The following is a 22,777-nucleotide window of genomic DNA, read 5'->3' on the forward strand; positions in this document are numbered from 1 at the left end:
GCCCGCGGGCGCGCAGGGATGCGCCAGGCGGCTGGTCCGTCCCTGGAGGGGACGGGCACGCCGGCGCCCCACCGTGTGGCGCCGGACACGTGCGACCGTCCTGTCGTCGGGCCCCCGCGGAGCAGCGGCTCCGCCCACCTGACGGCCGGGACGGTAGAGCGGCGGGCGCGCCGACTCCAGTCGTGGTGGGTAGTTCCACCCACCACGCGCCCTAGAGTGGGCGCATGGGGATCACCGTGGACCTGACGGACTGGATGGACGCGATCACCGAGCGGGACCCGCTCTCGCTCCTGCTGGCCGACGAGGACGGCACCCCGTCCGATCGCGCCCGCTGCATCGCGATCCTCGAATCGGTGCGCGAGGACGCCGCCCAGCGCGCGGACGAGGTCGCCCGCGGCTACATCGAGCTCGCCTCCGCCGTCCTGGGCCACGCCTCCTTCGACGAGCAGACCGTCGAGCAGGCCAACTCGTTCAACCCCGGCGCGGACGGCCACGCCGTCCTCATCGCGCGCGAGCGCGTCTGGTGGGCGGCGATGTCGGTCGCGGACGCCGACGGGTCGATCGCCCGCGCCCTGCGCGAGACCTACGACGGCATCCTCAACGCCTACGCGCCCGCGACCACCGCGATGCTCCTCGCCGGCCGGCGGCGGCCGCGGGGCGGCATGACGAGCGACGAGCTCAACGTGCTGATGGGCTACCTCACCGACGGGATGACGCTGCGCGGCCGCATCGACCCGCTGTTCGGGCCCGAGCAGCAGGCGCTCGTGACCGGCCGCCTCTTCGACCTGCTCACCGAGGACGACCCCGACGGCCTCGTCGACGACGAGGCCGAGGGCAGCGCCGCCTGGCTCGACCGGGAGCTCGCGGTCCGCGGCGTGACCGTGGCCGGCGCGGCCCCGCAGGTCCTGCAGCTCCTGCGCATGGCCCAGCTCGACGACATCGCGCTCGTCCGCGCCCGCCTGCGCTGCGCGACGGTGCTCCGCGCCCGCGACCTGCGCGGCACCGCCGAGGGACTGGCCGCCTGGCGGCTCGCCGCCCTCACCGTCGGGATCCTCGACCCCACCCACGAGCCACTCGTCGCCGACGTCGCCAGCAGCCCGGGCGCCGCGGGCGAGCCGCTGGACGAGCTCGCCCGGATCCGGGCGCTGCTGCGCCTCGGACGCCCCGCCGCGGCCGCCGACGCCGCGACCCGCCTGGCGGCCCGCTGGCGCGACGCTGCCGGCGCCGCGCTGGCGACCGCGCTCGCCGCCCAGGCCCGGCTCGAGCTCGACGACCCCGGTGCCGCGCAGCGGCTCGCCGACGAGGCCGTCGCCGCCGGGGGCACGGCGGCCGCGCACGCCCACGCCGTCCGCGCCCACCTCCTGCACGACCGCGGCGAGCACGAGGCGGCCACGGCCGCCACCGAGCTCGGACGCGCCGCGGCCGACGCCGCCGGCGCCGACCACCGCCCGCACGTCGCCCTGGACCTGGCCGCCGGGACGATCGCGCTGGCGACCGGCCAGGCCACCGCCGCCGCCGACCTCGGCCGCACCGCCGGCGACCGTCTGGCCCGCGTGCTCGACACCCACCCGGCCGGCGGGCCGTGGCGCCTGCTCGTCGCGCGCGCCCGCGTCGCCGAGGGCGACGCCCCGCAGGCCCGCCGGCTCGTCAGCGACACGCTGCTCGCCCTCGGTGGCGCCGAGTCGCCGACCGTGCGCACGCTCGCGCTGCTCGTGCACGCCCGCACCGAGCAGGGCGCCGCGGCCACCGCGACGCGCGAGGAGGCCGCCGCGATCGCCGACCGGCACGGCCTCGCCCGCCTGGCCCGGATCGCGCGCGCCGACGACTGGACCGGCGCCCCCGCCCCGGCGCCCGCCACCGCACCCGCGACCGCGCCCACGACCGCCGCCCCGACCGTGGTCGACCTCGCCGCGCTCGGCCTCTCGCCGCGCGTCGCGGAGGTCGTGGCGCTCGTGGCCAAGGGCATGCGCGACGCCGAGATCGCCGACGCGCTCGGGATCGCCGTGCGCACGGTCAACCGGCACGTCGCCACCGCGCTGAAGACGACCGGGGCCCGCAACCGCGTCGCGCTCACCCGGCTCGTGCTCGGCCAGGACTGACGGAACGGCCGCGGCTCACGCGGTCGGCCAGTCCTCCGGTCCGGGCGCCTGCGGCAGCGGCACGATCTCCGCGAGCGTCGCGGCGAGCACCGCGCGCGCCGGCCGCCGCTCCCCCGGCCGCACCTCGGCGAGCGCGTGGGCGCCCGCGTGCAGCGCGCGGGCGAGGAACGGCGCGAGCGCCGGGTCCAGGCCGTCCGCCGAGAGGTCCCGGCGCAGCGTCTCGGCCATCCGGTCCGGCACCCGGCGGACGGCGGCGCGCACGTCATCGGCGACCGCCGACGACTCGTGGTGCGCGGTGCGGTGCAGCAGCCGGGCGCCCGCCGGACGGGCGGCCGCGTGGTCCAGCAGCGCGCGGACCGCGGCGGTCGCGCGGTCGCGCGCGGTCCGTCCCGCGGCGGCCCGCTCGGCCCCGTGCAGGCGGTCGACCACCCGCTCGACCTCCGCCTCGACCGCCAGCAGGAACAGCGACTCCTTCGAGGTCCCGTGCACGTACAGCGTGGGCTTCGCGACCCCGAGACGCTGCGCGAGCTCCGCCGCGGAGATCCCGTGCAGCCCGTCGGCCGCGAACGCGTCGGCGAGGACGGCGAGGTCGAGACGGGCACGGGGACGGGCCATGCGCACATGGTGTTCCCGAACCACCCGGTTCATCTTCGACCGCGCGGTGCGAGCTGCCCGGGCATCCTTCGACCGACGGTCGATGGAGGGTCGACCGGCGGCGCTCCAACGTGGTCTCCCATGAGCACCACCATCGATCGGGCCGGCGCACCACGGGCCCCGAGAACCTTCGCTCCGAGCGGCGTGCGCGGCCGCTGGATCGACCACTGGGAGCCCGAGGACGAGCACTTCTGGGAGACCACCGGCAAGCGGATCGCCCGGAAGAACCTGATCCTCTCGATCTTCGCCGAGAACATCGGGTTCAGCGTCTGGGTCCTCTGGACCATCATCGTCCTGAACCTCGGCAACGCCGGGATCACGATGTCGATCTCGGAGCTGTTCTGGCTCACCGCCGTCCCGAACCTCGTCGGCTCGTTCCTGCGGATCCCCTACACCTTCGCCGTCCCCCGCTTCGGCGGCCGCCTGTGGACCGGGATCAGCGCCTCGCTGCTGCTGATCCCGACGCTGCTGCTCGCGTTCCTCGTCCCCAGCGGCTGGCTGCTCGAGCAGTCCCACGACACCCAGTTCTGGGTGCTGCTCGCCTGCGCCGCGACCGCCGGCTTCGGTGGCGGCAACTTCTCCTCCTCGATGGCGAACATCTCGTTCTTCTACCCCGAGGGCAAGAAGGGCCTGGCGCTCGGCCTCAACGCGGCCGGCGGCAACCTCGGCGTCGCGATCGCCCAGCTCCTCGTCCCGCTGGTCCTCATCATCGGCGTCCCCGCCGCCGCCGTGAAGCTCCCGCAGCACGAGGTGCACCTCGCCTACGCGGGCTTCATGTGGATGCCGTTCATCGTCCTCGCGGCGATCGGCGCCTGGCTCGCCATGGACTCGCTCACGCAGGCCAAGGCGGACACGTCCTCCTACGTGAAGGCCCTCGGCCACGGCCAGACCTGGATCATGTCGGTCCTCTACATCGGCACCTTCGGCTCGTTCATCGGCTACTCGTTCGCGCTGCCGCTGGTGATCAAGAACACGTTCCCGGAGTTCCTCGCCCAGCACCAGTTCATCGCCACGTACCTCGCCGGGCTCGGCTTCGTCGGCGCGCTGCTCGGCTCGGTCTCGCGGCCGTTCGGCGGCTGGCTCAGCGACCGCATGGGCGGGGCGCGCGTGACGCTCGCCTGCTTCCTCGGGATGGGCGTCTTCACCGGGCTCGCCATGGTTGGCGTGCAGGAGCGCAGCTTCGGCGTGTTCTTCGCCGCGTACATGGCGATCTTCGTCCTCGCCGGCATGGGCAACGGCTCGACCTACCGCATGATCCCGTCGATCTTCGCGGAGCTCGGGCGGCGCAACGGCGGCGACGCGGTCGACTACAAGCGCCGCGCCGCCGCGGTGATCGGCATCGCCGGGGCGATCGGCGCCTTCGGCGGCTTCCTCATCCAGGTCGCGTTCCGGCAGGCATCGCTCGACGTCGCCGCAGCGGTCAAGGCGGCGAAGGACCCCGCCGAGAAGGTCGCGGTCGCCGCCGCCAACGCCGACTGGTCGATCCCCGCCCTGTGGGTGTTCCTCGGCGCCTACGTCGTCCTCGCCGCCCTCACCTGGGCCGTGTACCTGCGGCGGACCTCGGACACCAGCCGCGTGCCGAGCTTCGCCTCCGCCGGGGTGTAGGCGCCCCGCCTCCACCGTTTCCTGACCGCCCGGTTCGGATTGGACCGGGCGGTGTGAACTTCCCCGCCGCGCTCGACCCGGGGGCCGTAGAGGCCCCGACGACCCGGTCCTAGCGTGGCGGACGTGACCGAAGGGACCCCCTGACATGTTCTCCACCCACGGCATCCTCGTCATCGGCGGCGGCATCGCCGGCCAGGCCGTCTGCGAGGCGGTCCGCGCCCGCGACACCGACGTCCCCGTGACGCTCGTCTGCGCCGAGGACCACCTCCCCTACGACCGCGTCCGGCTCGGCGACCTGCTCGAGGAGACCGGCTCCGTGCAGGCCCTGCGCCTGCGACCCGACGCCTGGTACGAGGACGCGGGGATCACCGCGATCACCGGGGCGCGCGTCACCGCGCTGTCCCCCGACGCCGGCACGGCGACCCTGTCCACCGGCACCGTCCTGCACTACGACCGCGTCGTGCTCTGCACCGGCAGCGACGCGCTCGTGCCCCCCATGGAGGGCTCGGCCGCCACCGGCGTCGAGGTCTTCCGCGACCCGGCGGACTGCGCGGCCATCCTGGGCGCCGCGCGGTCCGCCCGGCACGCGGCGGTCATCGGCGGCGGGCTGCTCGGCCTCGAGGCCGCCCACGCGCTCGCCCGCGGCGGCACCCCGGTCACGCTCGTCCACCTCGTCGACCGGCTGATGGAACGCCAGCTCGACGCGCCCGCGGCCGCGCTGCTCGCGCCCGCGATCGAGGCGCTCGGCGTCGAGGTGCGGCTCGAGCACGCGACCCGCGAGATCCTCACCCACGGCGACGGGCGCGCCTGCGGACTGCGGTTCGCCGACGGCACGACGCTGGACTGCGACCTCGTCGTCGTGGCCGTCGGCATCCGCCCGCAGGTCTCCCTCGCCCGGGACACCGGCCTCACGGTCGAGCGCGGGATCGTCGTCGACGACCGGCTCGTGACCTCGCACCCGAACGTCCTCGCCGTCGGCGAGTGCGCGCAGCACCGCGGCGTCGTGCACGGGATCGTCGCCCCGATCCACGACCAGGCGCAGGTCGCGGCCGACACGCTCGTCGGGCGTCCCGACGCGCCCGCGTACACGGGCTCGATCCCGACCGCGAAGCTCAAGGTGATGGGCGTCGACCTCGTGACCGCCGGCGCCCCCGAGGGCGAGCGGGAGGTCGTCGTCGCCGACGCGGCCGCCGGCACCTACCGCAAGCTCGTCTGCGATCCCGACGGGGTCGTCCTGGGCGCCGTCCTGCTCGGCGACGCCCGCGGCGCCGAGCTGCTGATGGACGCGGTGCGGACCGGTCGCACCACCGACGACCCGCTGGCGCTGCTGGCCGAGGCCTCGCAGGCCACCGCGGCCGAGCTGCCCGACAGCGCGCAGGTCTGCAACTGCAACGGGATCTGCAAGGGCGAGATCGTCGCCGCGATCCGCAGCGGCGGGCTCGGCTCCACGCAGGAGGTCGTCAACGTCACCCGGGCGGGCGCGGGCTGCGGCTCCTGCAAGCCGGTCGTCAGCGAGCTGCTGCAGATCGAGCGCGCGGGCGCCGCCGAGGAGCCCACCTACCTGTGCCCGTGCCGCAAGCTCACCCGCGAGGCCGTCGGCGAGCTCGTCCGCACCGAGGACCTCTGCTCGGTCAGCGAGATCTCCGCCGCGTGCGGGGCCGGCCGCGACTGCGGCGCCTGCAAGCCCGGGCTGAGCTACCTCGTCGAGGAGCGCCAGAAGGTGAAGTTCCGCCAGGAGCGCCACGCGAAGTTCATCAACGACCGCGTGCACGCGAACATCCAGAACGACGGCACCTTCAGCGTCGTCCCGCGCATCCGCGGCGGCGTCGTCACCAGCGACGAGCTGCGCCGCTTCGCCGACGTCGCGGACAAGTACGAGCTGCCGATGATCAAGATCACCGGCGGCCAGCGCATCGACCTCCTCGGCGTGAAGAAGGAGCAGCTGCCCGCCGTGTGGGAGGACCTGGGGATGCCCTCCGGCTACGCCTACGCGAAGGCGGTCCGCACCGTCAAGACCTGCGTCGGCACGCAGTTCTGCCGCTTCGGCCTCGGCGACGCGATCACGGTCGGCATCGATCTCGAACGCGCGATGGAGGGCCTGCACACGCCGCACAAGGTGAAGGCCGCCGTGACCGGCTGTCCGCGCAACTGCTCCGAGGCGTACGTGAAGGACATCGGCCTCGTCGCGATCGGGGACGCCGCCGCCCCGCAGTGGGAGATCTACGTCGGCGGCGCCGCCGGCGCGTCGATCCGCAAGGGCGACCTCCTCACGACCGTCGACTCCGCCGAGGAGGCCCAGCGGGTCGCGCTCGCCTACCTGCAGCACTACCGCGAGCACGGCGAGCACCTCGAGCGCACCTACGGCTTCCAGGAGCGCGTCGGGCTCGAGGCGGTCCAGGCGGTCGTGCTGGACCCCGAGCAGCAGACCGCGCTGCTCGAGCGGTTCGCGATCGCGAAGGCCGCCTGCGACCCCGACCCGTGGCAGGAGCGCTACGCGCCCGTCCACCCCAAGCAGTTCTCCGAGCTCGACAGCGATCCCGAGGGCCTCGACCTCGTCGCGCTCGCGGAGGCCACCCGATGAGCACCTGGACCCGCATCGCCGACGTCACCGACGTGCCGCTGCTGGAGGGCCGCAGCGTCGAGCTGCACGGTCGCCGCATCGCGATCTTCCGCCTGCCCGACGGCTGGGCGGCCACCGACGCCGCCTGCCCCCACCGCGGCGGCCCGCTGCAGGACGGCATCGTCGCCGACAGCTGCGTGACGTGCCCGCTGCACCAGCGCCGCTTCGACCTGCGCAGCGGCGCGCAGGTCGGCGGGGAGGACCGCGTCGCCATGCACGAGGTCCAGGAGCGGGACGGCGGCCTGTGGGTGCGGCTGGCCGTCGCCGCCCGGGTCGCCGCGTGAGCCTCCCGGCCCCGCCCCCCGCGACCCGCACCCGCGAGGTGCGGACCGCCTGCCCGTACTGCGGCACCGGCTGCGGCCTCGTCGCCGAGGTCGCCGGCGGCCGCGTGCAGGCGGTCAAGGGCGACCCGCTGCACCCGGTCAACCGCGGCGCGACGTGCCGCAAGCCGCTGCGGCTCCCGGACGCCCTCACCGCCGCCGACCGCGCCACCACCCCGCTCTGGCGGGACGCCCTCGACGCGCGCTGGCGACCGCGGACCTGGCGGCAGACCGCCGGGGAGCTCGCCCGCCGACTGCAGGACGTCACCCGCCGTCACGGCCCCGACGCGATCGCGCTCTACCTCTCCGGTCAGATGCTGACCGAGGACTACTACGCGGCCTCGAAGCTCGCCAAGGGGTTCCTCGGCACCAACAACGTCGACTCGAACTCGCGGCTGTGCATGTCCAGCGCGGTCGCCGGCTACACCGGGGCGCTCGGCTCCGACGGGCCGCCCGCGTCCTACGCCGACCTCGACCAGGCCGACCACGTGCTCGTGCTCGGCTCCAACACCTCCGCCTGCCACCCGATCGTGTGGTCGCGCATCCGTCGCCGCCGCCAGGAGGGCGCGACCGTCACCGTGATCGACCCGCGCGCCACCCCGACCGCGCAGCAGGCCGACCTGCACCTCGCGGTGCGTCCCGGGGCGGACCTGCCGCTGCTCAGCGCGATGCTCCACGTCCTCGAGGGCGAGGGCCTGCTGGACGAGGCGTTCCTCACCCGGCACACCGAGGGGGCCGAGGAGGCGCTCGCCGCCGCGCGCGAGTGGACCCCCGGCCGGGCGGCCGAGGCCTGCGGCCTGGAGACCGAGGAGATCGTGCGCGCCGCGCGCATGTTCGGCGGTGCCCGCCGCGCGATGGCGCTGTGGTCGATGGGCGCCAACCAGTCGACCGTCGGCACGCTGAAGAACCGCGCGCTGATCAACCTCTGCCTCGCGACCGGCAACATCGGCCGGCCCGGCACGGGACCGTTCTCGCTGACCGGCCAGCCCAACGCGATGGGTGGCCGCGAGTCCGGCGGGCTCGCCCACCTGCTCCCCGGCTACCGGCTGGTGACCGACCCCGAGCACCGCGCCGAGATGCGGCGGCTGTGGGACCTGCCGGCCGACCTACCCGGCATCTCGCCCGCGCCCGGCATCCCCGCGACCGAGCTCGTCGAGGCGCTCGAGGACGACCGCGTCAAGGTCGTCTGGATCATCGCGACGAACCCCGCCGTCTCGCAGCCCGACGCGGCGCGCTTCGCGGCCGCCCTGCGCCGCGCGGAGCTCGTCGTCGTCCAGGACGCCTACCACCCCACCGAGACCGGGGCGCTCGCCCACGTCGTCCTCCCGGCCGCGCAGTGGGGGAGAAGGACGGCACCCAGACCAACAGCGAGCGGCGCGTGTCGCTCGTGCGCAAGCTCGTCGACCCGCCCGGGGACGCGCTCCCCGACTGGGAGATCTTCGCGCGCGTCGGGCGGGCGCTCGGGCATCCCGACGCGTTCGGCTGGCGCACCGCGGCCGACGTGCACGCCGAGTACGTCACCGCGACCGCGGGACGGCTGTGCGACCAGACCGGCCTCTCGCACGAGCGACTGCGCCGCGAAGGACCGCTGCAGTGGCCGGTGCCCGCGCGCGGCGTCGACGGCGAGGACCACGCCGGGACCGAGCGCCTCTACACCGGCCGGCGCTTCCCCACCCCGACCGGCCGCGCGCGCCTCGCGCCGACCCCGCACGCCGAGCCCGCCGACCGGCCGGGTCCCGAGCACCCGCTCGTGCTGACGACCGGCCGGGTCGCCCACCAGTGGCACACGATGACGCGCACCGGCAAGGCGAAGGACCTGCTGGCCGCGGAGCCCGAGCCGTTCGTGGAGCTGCACCCCGACGACGCCGCCACCGCCGGGGTCGCCGACGGCGAGCTCGTGCTCGTCCGCTCGCCGCGCGGCCGCGCGACCATGCGCGCCCGCGTCACGGACACCGTCCGCCCCGGCGTCGCGTTCGCCCCGTTCCACTGGGGGGCGCTGCACCTGCCCCCGGGGCCGGGGCGCTCAACGGCGTCGTCGCCCGCGCGATCGACCCGGTCTCCAAGCAGGCCGAGCTGAAGGCGAGCGCGGTACGGATCGAGCCGCTCGGCGCCGACCGCCCGGCCGCTGCCGCGTCCGCCGACGACCCCGGCGCGCGCCCGCGGCGGCTCGTCGTCGTCGGCGGTGGCATGGCCGGCATGGCGACCGTGGAGGCGGCGCTCGCCAACGTGCCCGCGGGCGCCCCCGGCTTCGACGTCACGATCATCGGCGCCGAGCCGGTCGCCCCGTACAACCGCGTGCTGCTGTCCACCTACCTCGCGGGCGGGGTCGGGGAGCACGAGCTCGCGCTGCGGCACCCCGACTGGCTGGCCGCGCGCGGCGTGACCCTGCGGCTCGGCGTGCCCGCCCGGCACGTCGACACCGCCGCCCGGGTCGTCGAGCTCGCCGACGGCGACACCGTTCCCTACGACGACCTCGTGCTGGCGACCGGCTCGCGACCGTTCGTCCCCCCGGTCCGCGGCGCGGACGCCGGCGGCGTGCACGTGTTCCGCACCACCGCCGACGCCGGCGCGATCCTCGAGCGGGCCGCGCGCCCCGAGGTCCGCCGCGCGGTCGTCATCGGCGGTGGCCTGCTCGGGCTCGAGGCCGCGCGGGCGCTGACCGAGCGCGGCCTGCGGGTCACCGTCGTGCACCTCGCCGACCGGCTGATGGAGCAGCAGCTCGACGCCCCCGCCGCCTCGCTGCTGACCCGGGCGCTCTCGGCGCTGCGGATCACCGTGCGGGTCGGGGCGCGCACGCAGGCGATCGTCCCCGACGAGGACGGCCACGTCCGCGCGGTCGCCCTGGAGGGCGGCGAGGAGCTGCCCGCCGACCTCGTCGTGATCGCCGCGGGCATCCGGCCCGACGTGGACCTCGCCCGCACCGCCGGGCTCGAGCTCGACCGGGGCGTGCTGGTCGACGACGAGCTGCGAACGAGCGCCCCCGGCGTCCGGGCGGTCGGGGAGTGCGCCGAGCACCGCGGGCACGTGTACGGCCTGTGGGCGCCGCTGCTGGACCAGGCGCGGGCGGCCGGCGCGTCGCTCGCCGGGCAGCCCGCCGCGTTCCAGGGCGCACTCCCCGCCACGACCCTGAAGGTCGCGGGGATCGAGCTGTTCTGCTGCGGCCGGGTGCTCGAGGAGGACGGGGACGAGGAGGTCCTCGCGCTCGACACCCGCCAGGGCCGCTACCGCCGCCTGCTGCTGCGCGACGGCCGGCTCGAGGGCGCGATCCTCCTCGGCGACCTGCGCGACGCGCGGGCGCTGCGCGAGCTGCTGCGCGACCGCGGCGAGGTGCCCGCGTCGCTGCTGGACGGCCCCGCCGCGTCGGCGAACGCGGACGCCGCACTGGCCGGCGCCGTCGACCCCGCGATGAACGTCTGCTCGTGCCAGGGCGTCACGCACGGCGAGATCGAGCACGCGATCCGCGACCGCGGGCTCACGAGCGTCGACCAGGTCGCCGAGCACACGCGCGCGTCGACCGGCTGTGGCGGCTGCCGCCCGGACGTCGCCGAGATCCTCGCGCGGCTGCGCGCCCGCGCGGCCACCCCGGCCTGACGGTCAGGGCAGCGCGGACACCAGCGCGTCGAACGGGCGCAGCCCGCGCGCCCGGTAGTTCGGCAGCGCCGCCGGGCCGTCGAGGCGGCGGGTGTGGACCCACACGCGGCGCGTCCCGTCCGGGTGCAGCGCCCACGCCTCCTCGATCGCGCGGGTCAGCAGCCAGCCGCCCAGGCCGAGCCCGTGGTAGTCGGGCAGCAGGCCGAAGATGACGATCTCCACGGTCCCGCGCGGCTGGACGGCCAGCTCGAAGAAGCCCGCCTCGCACGGCACGCCGTGCACCGCGGCGAGCGCGCGGTGCGTGGTCACCGACGCCGTCCACGCCGCCCACCGCTCCGGCGTCCACGCCAGCCGGTCGGTCCACGCGTACGCGGCGCCGACACCGCGGTAGAGGCGCCGGTTCACGTCGCCCTTCTCGGGCGGGACGGGCGTCAGGTCGGCCGGGATGCGTGGAGGCGCGGCCGGGCGCAGGTCCGCCGGCGAGCGCATCTCCAGGGAGGTCTGCACGTCGATCCTCACCGGGCCACCCCCACGCCCGGGCAGGACCGCCGCAGCGCGCAGCCGCGACAGCCGGGCCGCTGCGCGTGACACGTGCGACGGCCGTGGCGCAGCAGCTGCACGTGCAGCTCCAGGGCGCGGCCGCGCGGCGTCAGCGCGTTCATCGCGTCGTGGCGCTCGGGATCGAGGCCGGATCCGGGCCGCAGCAGCCCGAGCCGCTCGCCCACGCGCGAGACGTGGGTGTCGACCGGCACGTCGTCGCGGCCGAACGAGAACAGCAGCACGCACGCGGCGGTCTTGCGGCCCACCCCGGGGAGCGCGCAGAGCGCCTCGCGGCACGCCGGCAGCGGCGCGTCGCGCATCCAGTCCAGCGACAGGTCCGCGGGCAGCGCCTGCAGCATCGCGACGATCCGCCGGGACTTCTGGACGTGCAGCCCGCCGGGCCGGATCGCCTCCTCCACGTCGGCGATCGGCGCGTCGCGGACCGCCTCCCACGTCGGGAACCACTCCCGCAGCCGCAGGTAGGCGACGTCGCGGTTGCGGTCGTTGGTCGACTGCGACAGCACCGTCAGGACGAGCTCGGCGAGCGGGTCGCCGTGCGGCGGCTGGACGGGCACCCCGTAGAGCGCGGCGAGCCGCCGGCGCAGGCCCGCGACGCGGGCGCGGCTCGGCGGGGCCCACTGCGCGCGCGGGACGGGCGCGACCGCGACCGGCCGGGCCGCGGCGCCGGCACGCGTGGGACTCACCCGACGGCGCCCCACCGCTCGGTCGCGCGCGCGGCGGCCGCGACCGCGATCGGCAGGCCGGCGGCCAGCGACGCCGGGTAGAAGCGGGTCTTCGCGAGCTCCGCGACGAGCGTGCCGAGCAGGACGTCGCCGGCGCCGGTCGTGTCGACGGTGGCCGCCGGAACGCCGGGCACCTCGAAGCGCATGCCCGGCCCGCGCAGCACCGCGCCCTCGGCGCCGCGCGTGACGACCGCGTGCTGCACGCGCGAGGACACGAGGCTCCCCGCGACCCCCGCGGCGTGGATCTCGCCGGTGAGCAGGCGTCCCTCCTCCTCGTTGAGCTTCACGAGGAAGGCGCCGTCCAGGCAGGCACGGGTCGCCTCGACCGCCTGCGCGGTCGACGGCCAGCGGTGCAGGCGGAAGTTCGGATCGACGATCACCGGCACCCCGAGCGCCAGGGCCCGCTCGCGGGCCGCCATCGTCAGGGCCCGCTCGGTCTCGCCGACGAGCGTGTTGGAGGTGATGACCAGCGCGTCGGCCTGCTCGACGAGCTCCGGCAGGTGCGGCCCCGCCGCCTCGACGCCCACGCCGATCGTGTCCCCGTGGATCAGGAACGACGGCTGCGCGTCGGCGTCGACCGTGACGAACGCGACGGCGGTCGCCGCTCCGGTGACGAGCCGGAAGCCCTCCAGGCCGACGCCCTCCGCCTCCAGCCGGCCGCGCAGCCACGCGCCCCATGCGTCGTCCCCCGCGCCGCCCGCGAGCTGCACCGCCGCGCCCGCCCGGGCGGCGGTCACCGCGACGTTCGCCATCGCCCCGCCGAAGTGCGGGACGAAGGAGGTCGCCTGCGAGAGATCGTCCACCGGGGACTCGCAGACCAGATCGACGAGCGCCTCACCGAGGCAGAGCGTGGCCATGCGCGGCAGTGTGACACGACTATTGTGGCGCCCATGGGCGTGAAGGACGTGGTGCTCCGCACCGGCGAGCTCGACGGTCGGCCCGTCGCCTGGCGGGAGGCCGAGCCCCCGGCCGGGGAGCTGCCGACCGTGTATGTCCACGGGGTCCCGACCAACGCGGACCTGTGGCTGCCGTTCCTCGCCCGCACCGGCGGGGTCGCGCCCGACCTGCCCGGCTTCGGTCGCAGCGGCAAGCGCGGGGACGGCGACTACACGATGGAGGGCTACGACCGCTGGCTGGAGCGGTTCCTGGAGTGGCGGGGGATCGACCGCTTCAACCTGCTCGTGCAGGACTGGGGCGGCGTCGGGCTGCTGCCCGCCATGCGCTTCCCCGAGCGCGTCGCGCGGCTCGCCGTCGTCAACGCCGTGCCGCTGCTGCCGGGCTACCGCTGGCACCGGATCGCGCGCGCGTGGCGCACCCGCGGGCTCGGGGAGATCGCGGTCGGCCTGATGGTCCGCCCGCTGCTCAAGCAGCTCTCGCGCGAGGCGCGCGCGACCCCGGGACCGATGCCCGACGACTTCCTCGACCTCGTCTGCGACCACCTCGACCAGGGCACGCAGCGCGCGATCCTCGCGCTCTACCGCTCCAGCCCGCCCGAGAAGCTCGCGGCGGCGGGCGCCGGGCTCGGCGCGCTCGACTGCCCCGCGCACGTCTGGTGGGGGCAGGAGGACCCGTACATCCCGGCGCGGTTCGGCCCCGACTACGCGGCGGCGCTCGGGAACGCCGGGTTCACCGCCGTGCCCGGGGCCGGGCACTGGCCGTGGGTCGACCGTCCCGAGCTCGTCGACGAGATCACCGCGTTCCTGCTGGCGGACGCGGGGTGAGCACCGCCGCCGTCCCCCGCCCGGTCCGCGTGGCCCGGGCGTCGCTGTCGCACCACCACGCCCCCTGGGTCGTCGCGGGCGTGCTCGCGCTCGTCTACGTCCTCTGGCAGCCCGCAGCGGGCGACCTGCCCGCCCAGACCTACCGGACGTGGCTGTTCGAGCACGAGGGCCCGTCGCTGTTCGACACCGCCTGGTACGGCGGCCATCACCTGCCCGGCTACTCGCTGCTGTTCCCGCCGCTGGCGTCGCTGCTCGGCGTGCAGCTCGTCGGCGGGCTGAGCGCGGTCGCCTCCGCGTGGCTGTTCGCCCGGATCGCCGAGGAGACGCTCGACGACGACGTCTGGCTCGGCTCGCTGTGGTTCGGGGTGGCGAGCGCGTCGACGCTGCTCGCAGGCCGGCTGACGTTCGCGCTCGGGATCGCGTTCGCGCTCGGCGCCGTGCTGCTCGCCGTCCGGCGCCGGCCGGCCTGGGCGACCGCCGTGGCGGTCGGCACCGCGGTCGCGAGCCCGGTCGCCGCCCTGTTCCTGGCGATGGTGCTCGGCGCCTGGTGGCTCGTGCAGCGCGACCGGCGCGACCTGCTGCTGGTCGCCGTGGTCGGCGCCGCACCGGTGATGGCGATCAACCTGTTCTTCCCCGAGGGCGGCGGGCAGCCGATGGAGACCGGCACGTTCCTGCGCACGCTGGGCACCACGGTCGCGATCGCGCTGCTGCTGCCGCGCGAGCGGCAGGTGCTCCGTGCGGTCACCTGGGTGTACGCGCTGGCGATCCTCGCGAGCTTCGTGATCGTCAGCCCGATGGGCTCGAACGTCACGCGGCTCGGCACGCTGTTCGCGGGCCCGGTGCTCGCCTGCGCGCTGCTGCCGCACCGCCGGGTGCTGCTCGCCGTCCTCGCCCTGCCGCTCGTGCAGTGGCAGTGGCAGGCGCCCGTGCTCGACTGGCACCGCGCGCACGACGACCCGCTCGTGCAGGCCCGCGCCTACGAGCCGGTGCTGCGCTTCCTGGACCGTCAGCGCAGCCTCGAGGGCCCGTTCCGCGTCGAGGTGCCGTTCACCCAGAACCACGTGGAGGCCGACCTCGTCGCGCGGCGTCACCCGCTCGCGCGCGGCTGGCAGCGCCAGCTCGACACGAAGTGGAACGGGCTCTTCTACGAGGACGGGGAGCTCGAGCCCGCCGAGTACCGGCGCTGGCTGGACGAGAACGCGGTCCGCTACGTCGCGCTGCCCGAGGGCCGGCTCGACCAGACCGCGAAGGCCGAGCGACGGCTGCTGCAGCACGGCGACGTCCCGGGGCTGCGCAAGGTCCTCGACGAGGGCCGCTGGACCGTGTGGCGTGTCGAGGGCCCGACCGCGACCGCCCTCGCGACCGGGGCCGGGGCGCGCGTGACCGTCCTGGACCACGACCGCGTCGAGCTCGACGCCCCTGCCGCGGGGGACGTGCTCGTGCGGGTCCGCTTCACCCCGTACTGGCGGGTCCGCACCGGCGACGCGTGCGTCTCGCGGGACGCGGGGGACCAGCAGTGGACGCGCGTGCGGGTGCGGCGGCCCGGACCGGTGACGCTCGTGACGACGTTCTCGCCCGGCCGCGTCGGCGCGACCGGCGAGCGCTGCCCCTGAGCGCCTGCCCGCGGTCACCGCTCGTTCACCGCGCCCGTCCCCTGGTGCGCCACCGTGGGCGGCGATGGCGACGGTCCTGCGCACCCCCGTCCGCGTCCCGGCCTGGCTGCTCGCCGCGATCGGCGCGACGCTCTGGCTGCTGCTCGCGCCGCGCACCCCGGACCTCGCCGCACAGGTCTTCCGCGCGGGCCTGTGGGCCAGCGACGGCTTCGAGGTCTGGAACGGCAACTGGTACGGCGGCCACCACCTCCCCGGGTACAGCCTGACGTTCCCGCCGCTGGGCGCCTGGTTCGGCCCGCGCGTCGTCGGCGCGGTGGCCGCCGTCGCCTCCGCGGTGCTGTTCGACCGGCTCGCCCGCGCGCACGTCGGCGATCGTGCGCGCTGGGGCGTCGCGTGGTTCGCCGCCGCCACCACCTGCGACCTGCTGATCGGCCGGCTGACGTTCGGGCTCGGCGTCGCCGTCGGACTCGGCGCGCTGCTGGCGCTGCAGCGCGACCGGCCGCGCACGGCGGCCGCCCTGGCCGTCGTGTGCGCGGCGACGAGCCCGGTCGCCGGGGCGTTCCTCGCCCTGGCCGGATCCGCCGTCGCGCTGACCGCCCCGGCACGGCGGGCCGGCCTGGCGCTCGTCGCCGCCGCGGGCGCGACCATCGCGGTGCTCGTCGTCGCGTTCCCGGAGGGCGGCCGCCAGCCGATGTCGCTCGGGGCGGTCTGCGCGATCGCCGGGTTCTCGCTCGCGCTCGCGGTCCTGCTGCCCGCGCGCGAGCGGACCCTGCGGGTCGGGGCGCTGCTCTACCTGCTCGCCGGGCTCGCCGCGTTCCTCGTCGCGACCCCGATGGGCAGCAACGTCGCGCGGCTCGGCGCGACGTTCGCCGGGCCGCTGCTGATCATCGCCGCGTGGTCGCCGCACGCCGCGCGCTGGCGGCGGGCGGCGATCGTGGCGCTCGCCGTGGGGATGGCCGCCTGGCAGTGGCTCGCACCGATCCGGGAGGTCGCCAAGGGCGCGGGCGACCCGTCGACCTCGGCCGCGTACCACGCCCCGGTCGCCGCGTTCATCGCCGCGCAGGGAGGACCGCTCGGGCGCGTCGAGGTCCCGTTCACGCGCGGGCACTGGGAGGCCGTCCACCTGGGCCGCCGCCTGCCGCTGGCGCGCGGCTGGGAGACCCAGCTCGACACGCGCTACAACCCGCTCTTCTACGACGGCACGATCGACGCGCGCAGCTACCGCGCGTGGCTGCGGCGCACCGCCGTCCGCTGGGTCGCGGTGCCCGACGCGCCGCTGGACCCGTCCGGTCGCGCGGAGGCGGCGCTCGTCGCGCAGGGCCTGCCGTACCTGCGGCGCGCGTGGGCGGACGCGCACTGGGTCGTCTACGAGGTCCGCGACCCGGCACCCCTGGCCCGCGGTCCCGCGGAGGTCGTGCGCCTGGACCGCGACGAGGTCGTGCTCGACGTGCGGGCCGTCGCCCCGATCGTGCTGGCGGTGCACCACACGCCGTACTGGCGGGCCGACCAGCCGGGCGCCTGCGTCGGACCGCAGGGCCGCTGGACCCGGGTCGTGCCGACCCGCCCGGGCCGCCTGACGCTGCGCGCGAGCTTCGCCCCGGACCGCATCCTGCGCCGCGACGCGCGGTGCACCCCGCGCGGCCCCTGACGGTCACCGGATCACGACAACCGGGTAACAGGTGTTTCACCACCCCGGGTCCGATGGGTAGTCTGTCCGTCTCCGATGCTCGTCCGCGTCCTCGACTACCGGACGCGACTGTTCCCCAGGGGCGTCCTCGACGTCGCGGTGCAGGTCGCGATCTTCTTCGCCATGTACTACGCGTACAGGATGCTTCGCGGCGCCATCGACAACCCCGAGGGGGCCGCGGTCGCGTTCGAGAACGCCCGCAACCTCATCGACATCGAGCGGTCGCTCGGGCTGTTCGTCGAGCCGAGCATGCAGGCGTGGGCGTCGGGCACCGGCTTCCTCGTCGACGCCGCGAGCGCGATCTACGTCAACGCGCAGACCTCGGTCACCGTCGGCGCCCTCGCCTACCTGTACCTCCGCCACAACGCGCACTTCTACTTCGTGCGCAACATGTTCTTCTTCGCGTTCCTCTGCGCGATCGCCGGCTACGTGCTGTACCCGACCGCGCCGCCGCGGTTCTTCCCCGAGTGGGGCTTCTTCGACGCGGTCGCGGAGTTCAGCGGCATCTCGAGCACCGACCCGTCGCTGGTCAACAAGCTCTACAACCCGTACGCCGCGGTGCCGTCGATGCACATCGCGTTCGCGCTGATGATCGGCATCCCGCTCGCGAAGCTCGTCAAGTGGCGCGTGCTGAAGGTGTTCTGGGCCACGTACCCGGTCATGGTGCTGTTCGTCATCGTCGTGACCGGCAACCACTTCCTCGCCGACGCGTTCCTCGGCGCGGTCGCGGCGGTCGTCGCCGCGCTCTGCGCCCGGACGGTCTCGCGGATCCGCCCGGACCGCTGGGGATGGGGCCCGGCCGCGCCGGCCGGCCCGCCCACCACGCCGCCGGCCCCGGCCGCGGCGACCGCCTGACCGCCGGTCCGGGCACCGGCCCGCTACCCTCCCCGACGCCATGAGCACGCCGACCCCGCGCGGTCAGCGCCGCGAGATGACGCGCAACGCGCTCATCGAGTCGCGCCTGACGCCCAACGCGATCTCGCTCACCGGTCTGGCCCTCCACTTCGTGGCGGCCGCCGTCCTGTGGAACGGCCACTTCGTGGCCGGCGGCATCGCGTTCATCATCGGCTCGGTCTGCGACACCCTCGACGGGCGCTACGCGCGCATGTCGGGCAAGGGGTCGCCGTTCGGGGCGTTCCTGGACTCGACGCTCGACCGCGTCGAGGAGGCGATCATCCTCACGGTCGTCGCCCGGTACTTCGCCCAGCAGGGCGACGACGCCGCCGTCGTCGGCTGCGTCGTGGCGGTCGCCGGGTCGCTGCTGGTGAGCTACACGCGCGCCCGCGCGGAGGCGCTCGGGGTCGAGTGCAAGGTCGGCTTCGCGAACCGCGCCGTGCGCGTCGTGATCCTCTCCGTCGGCCTGCTGTTCGCCACCGGTCCCGGGGACGTCGAGCTGCTCGCTCCCGCCGTGTACGTGCTCGCGGCAATGTCGCTCGTGACGACCCTGCAGCGCATCTTCCACGTTCGCGGCCAGCTGATCGCCGCCAAGACCTCCTGACCGCGCCGCCTGGCGGACCGCAGCTCGCGGGGCCCGCGAGCTGGTGTCCGGCGGACGGGGGTCGCCGTCACTGTTCGCGCTCCCGCGCGCGCACTAGCCTGCAGGGCGGTGAGCGACCGTCGGCGCATCGACATCCTGGACCGCGCCGGACTCGCCGTCCGCGCGCCGGACGAGGACCCCGACATCGCGGTCCGCGTCATCAGCCTGCGGTTCCTCGTGCTGATCCGCAGCGTCGGGCTGACGGTGACGATCGCCGCGGGCGCGCTCGGGGACCCGCGGCCCGCCTACTGGGCCGTCGCCGCGGTCGCGGTCGCCGCGCAGCTGGCGAGCGCCCGCGTCGCGTTCTCCGACCGCTGGGAGCAGACCTCCGAGCACCTCTTCCCCCTGCTCGGCCTGAGCCTCGTGTGCGGCCTCGTCCTGACCTCCGGGGGCGCCGCGAGCCCCGCCGCGCACGTCGCGATCGCCTTCCCCGCCATCGGCGCGTTCATCCTCGGCCGGGTCCGCGTCCTGGCCTCGTGCGCGGTCGTCTTCGTCGCGCTCGCCGTCCCGGTCCTGCCCGACGTGCTCGACGGCGATCCGGGCGCCGGGCGCACCGCGGTCGGGCTGCTGTGCGGCCTCGGCTTCACCGCCGCCGTCGCCGTCGCGATCGCCTCCGGGCGCACGATCCTCGGCGAGCGCCTCGCCGACCTCTACCGCGAGCGCCGACTGCTCCTGGTCGACGAGCTCACGACGGCGGGGACCGAGCGTCGCCGCATCTCCGCGGAGCTCGGCGCCGGCCCGTTGCAGCTGCTGCTCGCCGCCAAACAGGACCTCGAGGAGCTCGCCGAGCCCGGCGGCGACGACGCCGCCGCCCGCAGCCGGAGCGCCGCCACTCTCCACGACGCGGCCCGGCTCCTGCGGGCGACGATCGTCGCCCTGCGCGAGCCACGCGCCGGCGCCGACCCGCCCGACGACGCCGCGCCGATGTCCGACCCGCAGATCGCCGGCCGGCTGCTCGCGATCGTGCAGCTCGCCGCGGTCCCGACCTTCGGCGCCGCGACCATCGTGGGCGCCGCCGACGGCGGCGAGCTCGATTCGGCGATCGCGCTCGTCGGCCTCGTCGCGGTGGTCCAGCTCACCGTCCTCGCGGTCGCGTTCGGTCCGCACTGGGACCGGCTCCCGCAGACCGCGGTCGCGGTCGCCTGCACGCTCGCCGTCGCGGCGGCGACCGCCCTGAGCGGTGGAGCGCAGTCACCCGTGCTGATCCCGGCGGCCGTCCTGCCGATCAGCTTCCTGCTGCTCGGACCGGGGATCGTGCAGGCACCCGTCGCCGGCGCGCTCGCGGTCGGCCTCGCGGCCGCGATCGTCCCCGACGTCGCCCAGGGCGAGCCGGGAGCCGGCGTCGCGATGGCCGTGACCGCCATGGCCCTCGTCTGGACCGGCCTCGCGGCCTTCGTCGGCACGCTGGGCCGCCAGCGCCTCGAGCAGCGCACCGCGCGCCTGGAGACCGCCCGCCGCACCCTGCTGCGCGACTCCGTCGCCGTCCAGGAGCGCGAGCGCGGCGCCGTCGCGCGGTCGCTGCACGACGACGTGCTGCAGCTCGTGCTCGCAGCGGCGCAGGAGACCGCCGAGCCGGGGCCGGACGCCGCGGCGCGAGCCCTCGCCCACACCGCCGCGGGCGTCGCCGCGCTGCGCGAGGGCGCCGACGCGCTGCACCCCTCCGCGCTCGAGCACGGTGGCCTGGCCCCGGCGCTGCGGGAGATCGCCGCGCGCGCCGCGCGCCTCGGCGGCCCGACGCCGAGGGTGCGGGTGGCCGACGGGGTCGCCGCCCGCCATCACGAGCTCGTCGTCGGTGTCGCCCGCGAGCTGCTGACGAACGTCGCGAAGCACGCCTCGGCCACCGGCGCGACCGTCGAGGTCACCCTCGACGCGGCGGCGGTGCTCCTCGTCGTCGACGACGACGGCTGCGGCATGGCGCCCGCGCGACCACAGCGCGCCCTGGAGTCCGGGCACGTCGGCCTGGCCTCCTGCCGCGAGCAGGTCGAGGCGGCCGGCGGGACGGTCGAGCTGCGCTCGGCGCCCGGCGAGGGCACGACCGTCCGGGTGTGGCTCCCGTAGGCCCGGACGCGGTCGAAGTATCGTTCGGCCCGTGTCCGTCCCGCGCCTGACGATCGCCCACGTGACGCCGTACCCGTGGGACGGTGACGGCCCGGACACGACGCCCGGCGCGGCCGGCGAGGTCGGCCGGGCGGTCGCCCGGACCACGGCCCTGCTGGCGCAGCGCGGGCACCGCGTGCTCGTCGTCGCGCCGTCCACCTCGGCAGCCGCCGTGCGGACCACCCGCCGGGCGATCCGCGCCGGCGAGCTGTTCGCGCAGGACGGCACCGTCGCCGTCGCGGCCGTCGGCGAGGTCCTCACCGCGCCCGGCCCGGTGCGGCGCAGCCCCGGCCTGCCGGTCGACGTGGCCCGCACCGTCGAGGAGCTGCTCGGCTCCGTGTCGCTGGACATCTGCCACGTGCACGAGCCGTTCGCCCCGTCGGTGCCGAGCGTCGCGCTGCGCCACTCGCGCGCGCTGAACGTCGGCACGTTCCACGCGCCGACCGAGCGGCACGTCGCCACGCAGGTGACGAAGAAGCTCGTCGAGCGGGTCTTCGGTCGCCTCGACGCGCGCCTGGCGAGCTTCCAGGCCACCGCCGAGCTGATGGGCCGCCACTTCCCCGGCCGCTACGAGGTCGTGCACCCCGGGGCGGACCCGGCGCCCGCCGGCGCCACGCCGCGCGCGACGTACGCGGGCGCCCCGGTGCGGCTGCTGTTCGTCGACGAGGAGGAGCGCGGGGCCCTGCGACTGTTCCTGCGCGCCCTGCGGCGGCTGGACACCGGGGAGCTCGCCGCCCCCTGGGAGGCCGTCGTCGTCAGCGCCCGCGGCCCGTCCTCCTCGACCCCGCTGCGGCACGAGCTGCGCGAGCGCGTCCGCTTCGTCGGCGGCGCCGAGGCCGACGCCGAGCTCGCCGCCGCGCACGTGCTCGTGTGCGCCAGCGACGGCGGCGCGCCGGCCCCCGGACTGCTGCTGCGCGGCATCGCCGCGGGAGCGGTGCCGGTCGCGTCGCGCCTGCCCGCCTACGAGGAGCTCACCGAGGACGGCGCGGGCCTGCTGTTCGAGCCGCGCGACGTCGACACGCTCGCGGCGCAGCTGCAGCGGCTCGTGTCCGACGCCGCGCTGCTCGCCCGCGTCCGCGGCGCCGGGCAGGAGCTGCGCGACCGCAGCGGCTGGGAGCGGGTCACCGACGACCTCGAGCGCGTCTACGGGGCGGTCGTCGCCCGCCGCCACGACACCACCGGGGACCCGGAGATCCGTCGGCGCCTGCAGTCGCGGCCGCTGATCGACGTCGACCTGCACATGCACACCGACCACTCGCACGACTGCGCGACCCCGGTCGAGGTCCTGCTCGCCACCGCCCGCGACCAGGGCCTCGGCGCGATCGCCGTCACCGACCACAACGAGATCTCCGGCGCGCTCGACGCCGCCGAGAAGTGCGCCGAGTACGGCGTGAAGGTGATCGTGGCGGAGGAGGTCAAGACCGCCAACCAGGGCGAGGTGATCGGCCTCTTCCTGACCGAGAAGATCCCGCGCGGCCTGACGCTCGAGGAGACCGTCGCGGAGATCAAGCGCCAGGGTGGGCTCGTGTACGTGCCGCACCCGTTCGACCGCATGCACGCCGTGCCCGACTACGAGCACCTGCTGACGATCGTCGACGACGTCGACGCGCTCGAGATCTTCAACCCACGCGTCGCGATCGGCTCCTTCAACGAGGAGGCCGAGCGGTTCGCGGCCAAGTACCGCATCGTGGCGGCGGCGGGCTCGGACTCGCACGTCGCCCAGGGTCTCGGGACCGTCCGGATCCGGATGCGCGACTTCGACGGGCCGCAGGAGTTCCTCGAGTCGCTGCGCGACGCCGAGATCCACACCCGGCGCGGCACGCTGCTCTACGTGCAGGCGCTGAAGTTCCTGGAGACGAAGGCCACGCCGCCCGCCGCGCGCAAGGCCCGCCGGGCGCGCCGCGTCGAGCGCGCCCGCCGCAGCTGAGCCCGCACGGGTTCGTGAGAGCT

The 22,777-nt window shown here is 76.0% G+C and carries 17 protein-coding genes and 1 pseudogene; 14 read left to right on the plus strand and 4 right to left on the minus strand.

Annotation, left to right across the window (positions count from 1 at the left end):
• Positions 1–224: 224 nt before the first annotated feature.
• Positions 225–2,099, plus strand: coding sequence for a helix-turn-helix transcriptional regulator (locus tag GKE82_RS13410; RefSeq protein WP_154733642.1), 1,875 nt, complete (start codon positions 225–227; stop codon positions 2,097–2,099).
• A 15-nt stretch (positions 2,100–2,114) separates the two neighbouring features.
• Here the strand turns inward: GKE82_RS13410 and GKE82_RS13415 are convergent, their stop codons facing one another.
• Entirely contained in the window at positions 2,115–2,714 is a 600-nt protein-coding gene (locus GKE82_RS13415) for a TetR/AcrR family transcriptional regulator (protein ID WP_196189222.1), read from the minus strand.
• Between the two features lie 120 nt (positions 2,715–2,834).
• On the opposite strand from GKE82_RS13415, the gene GKE82_RS13420 reads away from it, so the two are divergent.
• The 6 genes and pseudogenes from GKE82_RS13420 (at position 2,835) to GKE82_RS27120 (ending at position 10,889) form a co-directional block, all read left to right on the plus strand.
• Positions 2,835–4,358, plus strand: coding sequence for an MFS transporter (locus tag GKE82_RS13420; RefSeq protein WP_154733644.1), 1,524 nt, complete (start codon positions 2,835–2,837; stop codon positions 4,356–4,358).
• Positions 4,359–4,503: 145 nt separating this feature from the next.
• The gene (gene nirB, locus GKE82_RS13425) at positions 4,504–6,939 is read left to right on the plus strand and encodes a nitrite reductase large subunit NirB (protein WP_154733645.1); all 2,436 of its coding nucleotides are present in this window, start codon (positions 4,504–4,506) and stop codon (positions 6,937–6,939) included.
• Positions 6,936–7,262 (plus strand): nitrite reductase small subunit NirD, encoded by a 327-nt coding sequence (gene nirD, locus GKE82_RS13430; protein ID WP_154733646.1) that lies wholly within the window; start codon positions 6,936–6,938, stop codon positions 7,260–7,262. The genes nirB and nirD overlap by 4 nt, the downstream gene beginning before the upstream one ends.
• Before the next feature lie 38 nt (positions 7,263–7,300).
• Positions 7,301–8,691, plus strand: a pseudogene (locus tag GKE82_RS13435) (molybdopterin-dependent oxidoreductase); the annotation flags it as partial.
• 357 nt (positions 8,692–9,048) lie between these two features.
• Positions 9,049–9,375 carry a molybdopterin dinucleotide binding domain-containing protein gene (locus tag GKE82_RS27115; RefSeq protein WP_196189224.1) on the plus strand — a complete coding sequence of 109 codons (327 nt, stop codon included), beginning with the start codon at positions 9,049–9,051 and terminating at the stop codon, positions 9,373–9,375.
• A 17-nt stretch (positions 9,376–9,392) separates the two neighbouring features.
• Positions 9,393–10,889 (plus strand): FAD-dependent oxidoreductase, encoded by a 1,497-nt coding sequence (locus tag GKE82_RS27120; RefSeq protein ID WP_309233807.1) that lies wholly within the window; start codon positions 9,393–9,395, stop codon positions 10,887–10,889.
• Between the two features lie 3 nt (positions 10,890–10,892).
• Here GKE82_RS27120 and GKE82_RS13450 read toward each other — a convergent pair whose 3' ends face one another.
• Genes GKE82_RS13450 through GKE82_RS13460 form a run of 3 tightly spaced genes read right to left on the minus strand, consistent with a single transcriptional unit; the run spans position 10,893 to position 13,029 of the window.
• On the minus strand, positions 10,893–11,396 hold the full coding sequence (locus GKE82_RS13450; protein ID WP_154733647.1) for a GNAT family N-acetyltransferase: 504 nt from the start codon (positions 11,394–11,396) through the stop codon (positions 10,893–10,895).
• An 8-nt stretch (positions 11,397–11,404) separates the two neighbouring features.
• Positions 11,405–12,133, minus strand: coding sequence for a DNA lyase (gene nth / locus GKE82_RS13455; protein WP_309233590.1), 729 nt, complete (start codon positions 12,131–12,133; stop codon positions 11,405–11,407).
• Positions 12,130–13,029 carry a carbohydrate kinase family protein gene (locus GKE82_RS13460; RefSeq protein ID WP_107567398.1) on the minus strand — a complete coding sequence of 300 codons (900 nt, stop codon included), beginning with the start codon at positions 13,027–13,029 and terminating at the stop codon, positions 12,130–12,132. The genes nth and GKE82_RS13460 overlap by 4 nt, the downstream gene beginning before the upstream one ends.
• Positions 13,030–13,062: 33 nt before the next feature.
• Here GKE82_RS13460 and GKE82_RS13465 point away from each other — a divergent pair, with 33 nt between their 5' ends.
• The 7 genes from GKE82_RS13465 to GKE82_RS13495 all read left to right on the plus strand — a co-directional run bounded on the left by GKE82_RS13465 (position 13,063) and on the right by GKE82_RS13495 (position 22,754).
• A complete protein-coding gene (locus GKE82_RS13465) occupies positions 13,063–13,893 on the plus strand; it encodes an alpha/beta fold hydrolase (RefSeq protein WP_107567399.1) in 831 nt (276 codons plus the stop codon).
• Positions 13,890–15,506: a glycosyltransferase family 87 protein gene (locus tag GKE82_RS13470; RefSeq protein ID WP_154733648.1), complete on the plus strand. Its 1,617-nt coding sequence runs from the start codon at positions 13,890–13,892 to the stop codon at positions 15,504–15,506. The genes GKE82_RS13465 and GKE82_RS13470 overlap by 4 nt, the downstream gene beginning before the upstream one ends.
• A gap of 64 nt (positions 15,507–15,570) precedes the next feature.
• Positions 15,571–17,154 carry a hypothetical protein gene (locus GKE82_RS13475; protein WP_154733649.1) on the plus strand — a complete coding sequence of 528 codons (1,584 nt, stop codon included), beginning with the start codon at positions 15,571–15,573 and terminating at the stop codon, positions 17,152–17,154.
• A 75-nt stretch (positions 17,155–17,229) separates the two neighbouring features.
• Entirely contained in the window at positions 17,230–18,048 is an 819-nt protein-coding gene (locus tag GKE82_RS13480; RefSeq protein WP_107567402.1) for a phosphatase PAP2 family protein, read from the plus strand.
• 40 nt (positions 18,049–18,088) lie between these two features.
• Complete coding sequence (locus tag GKE82_RS13485) at positions 18,089–18,691, plus strand: CDP-alcohol phosphatidyltransferase family protein (protein WP_107567403.1); 603 nt, start codon at positions 18,089–18,091, stop codon at positions 18,689–18,691.
• 108 nt (positions 18,692–18,799) lie between these two features.
• On the plus strand, positions 18,800–20,788 hold the full coding sequence (locus GKE82_RS30815; protein WP_154733650.1) for a sensor histidine kinase: 1,989 nt from the start codon (positions 18,800–18,802) through the stop codon (positions 20,786–20,788).
• Positions 20,789–20,819: 31 nt separating this feature from the next.
• Positions 20,820–22,754, plus strand: coding sequence for a PHP domain-containing protein (locus GKE82_RS13495; RefSeq protein WP_309233591.1), 1,935 nt, complete (start codon positions 20,820–20,822; stop codon positions 22,752–22,754).
• Positions 22,755–22,777 lie beyond the last annotated feature (23 nt).

This window comes from Conexibacter sp. W3-3-2 (genome assembly GCF_009707605.1).
In the GTDB taxonomy this organism is placed as follows: Bacteria; Actinomycetota; Thermoleophilia; order Solirubrobacterales; family Solirubrobacteraceae; genus Paraconexibacter; species Paraconexibacter algicola.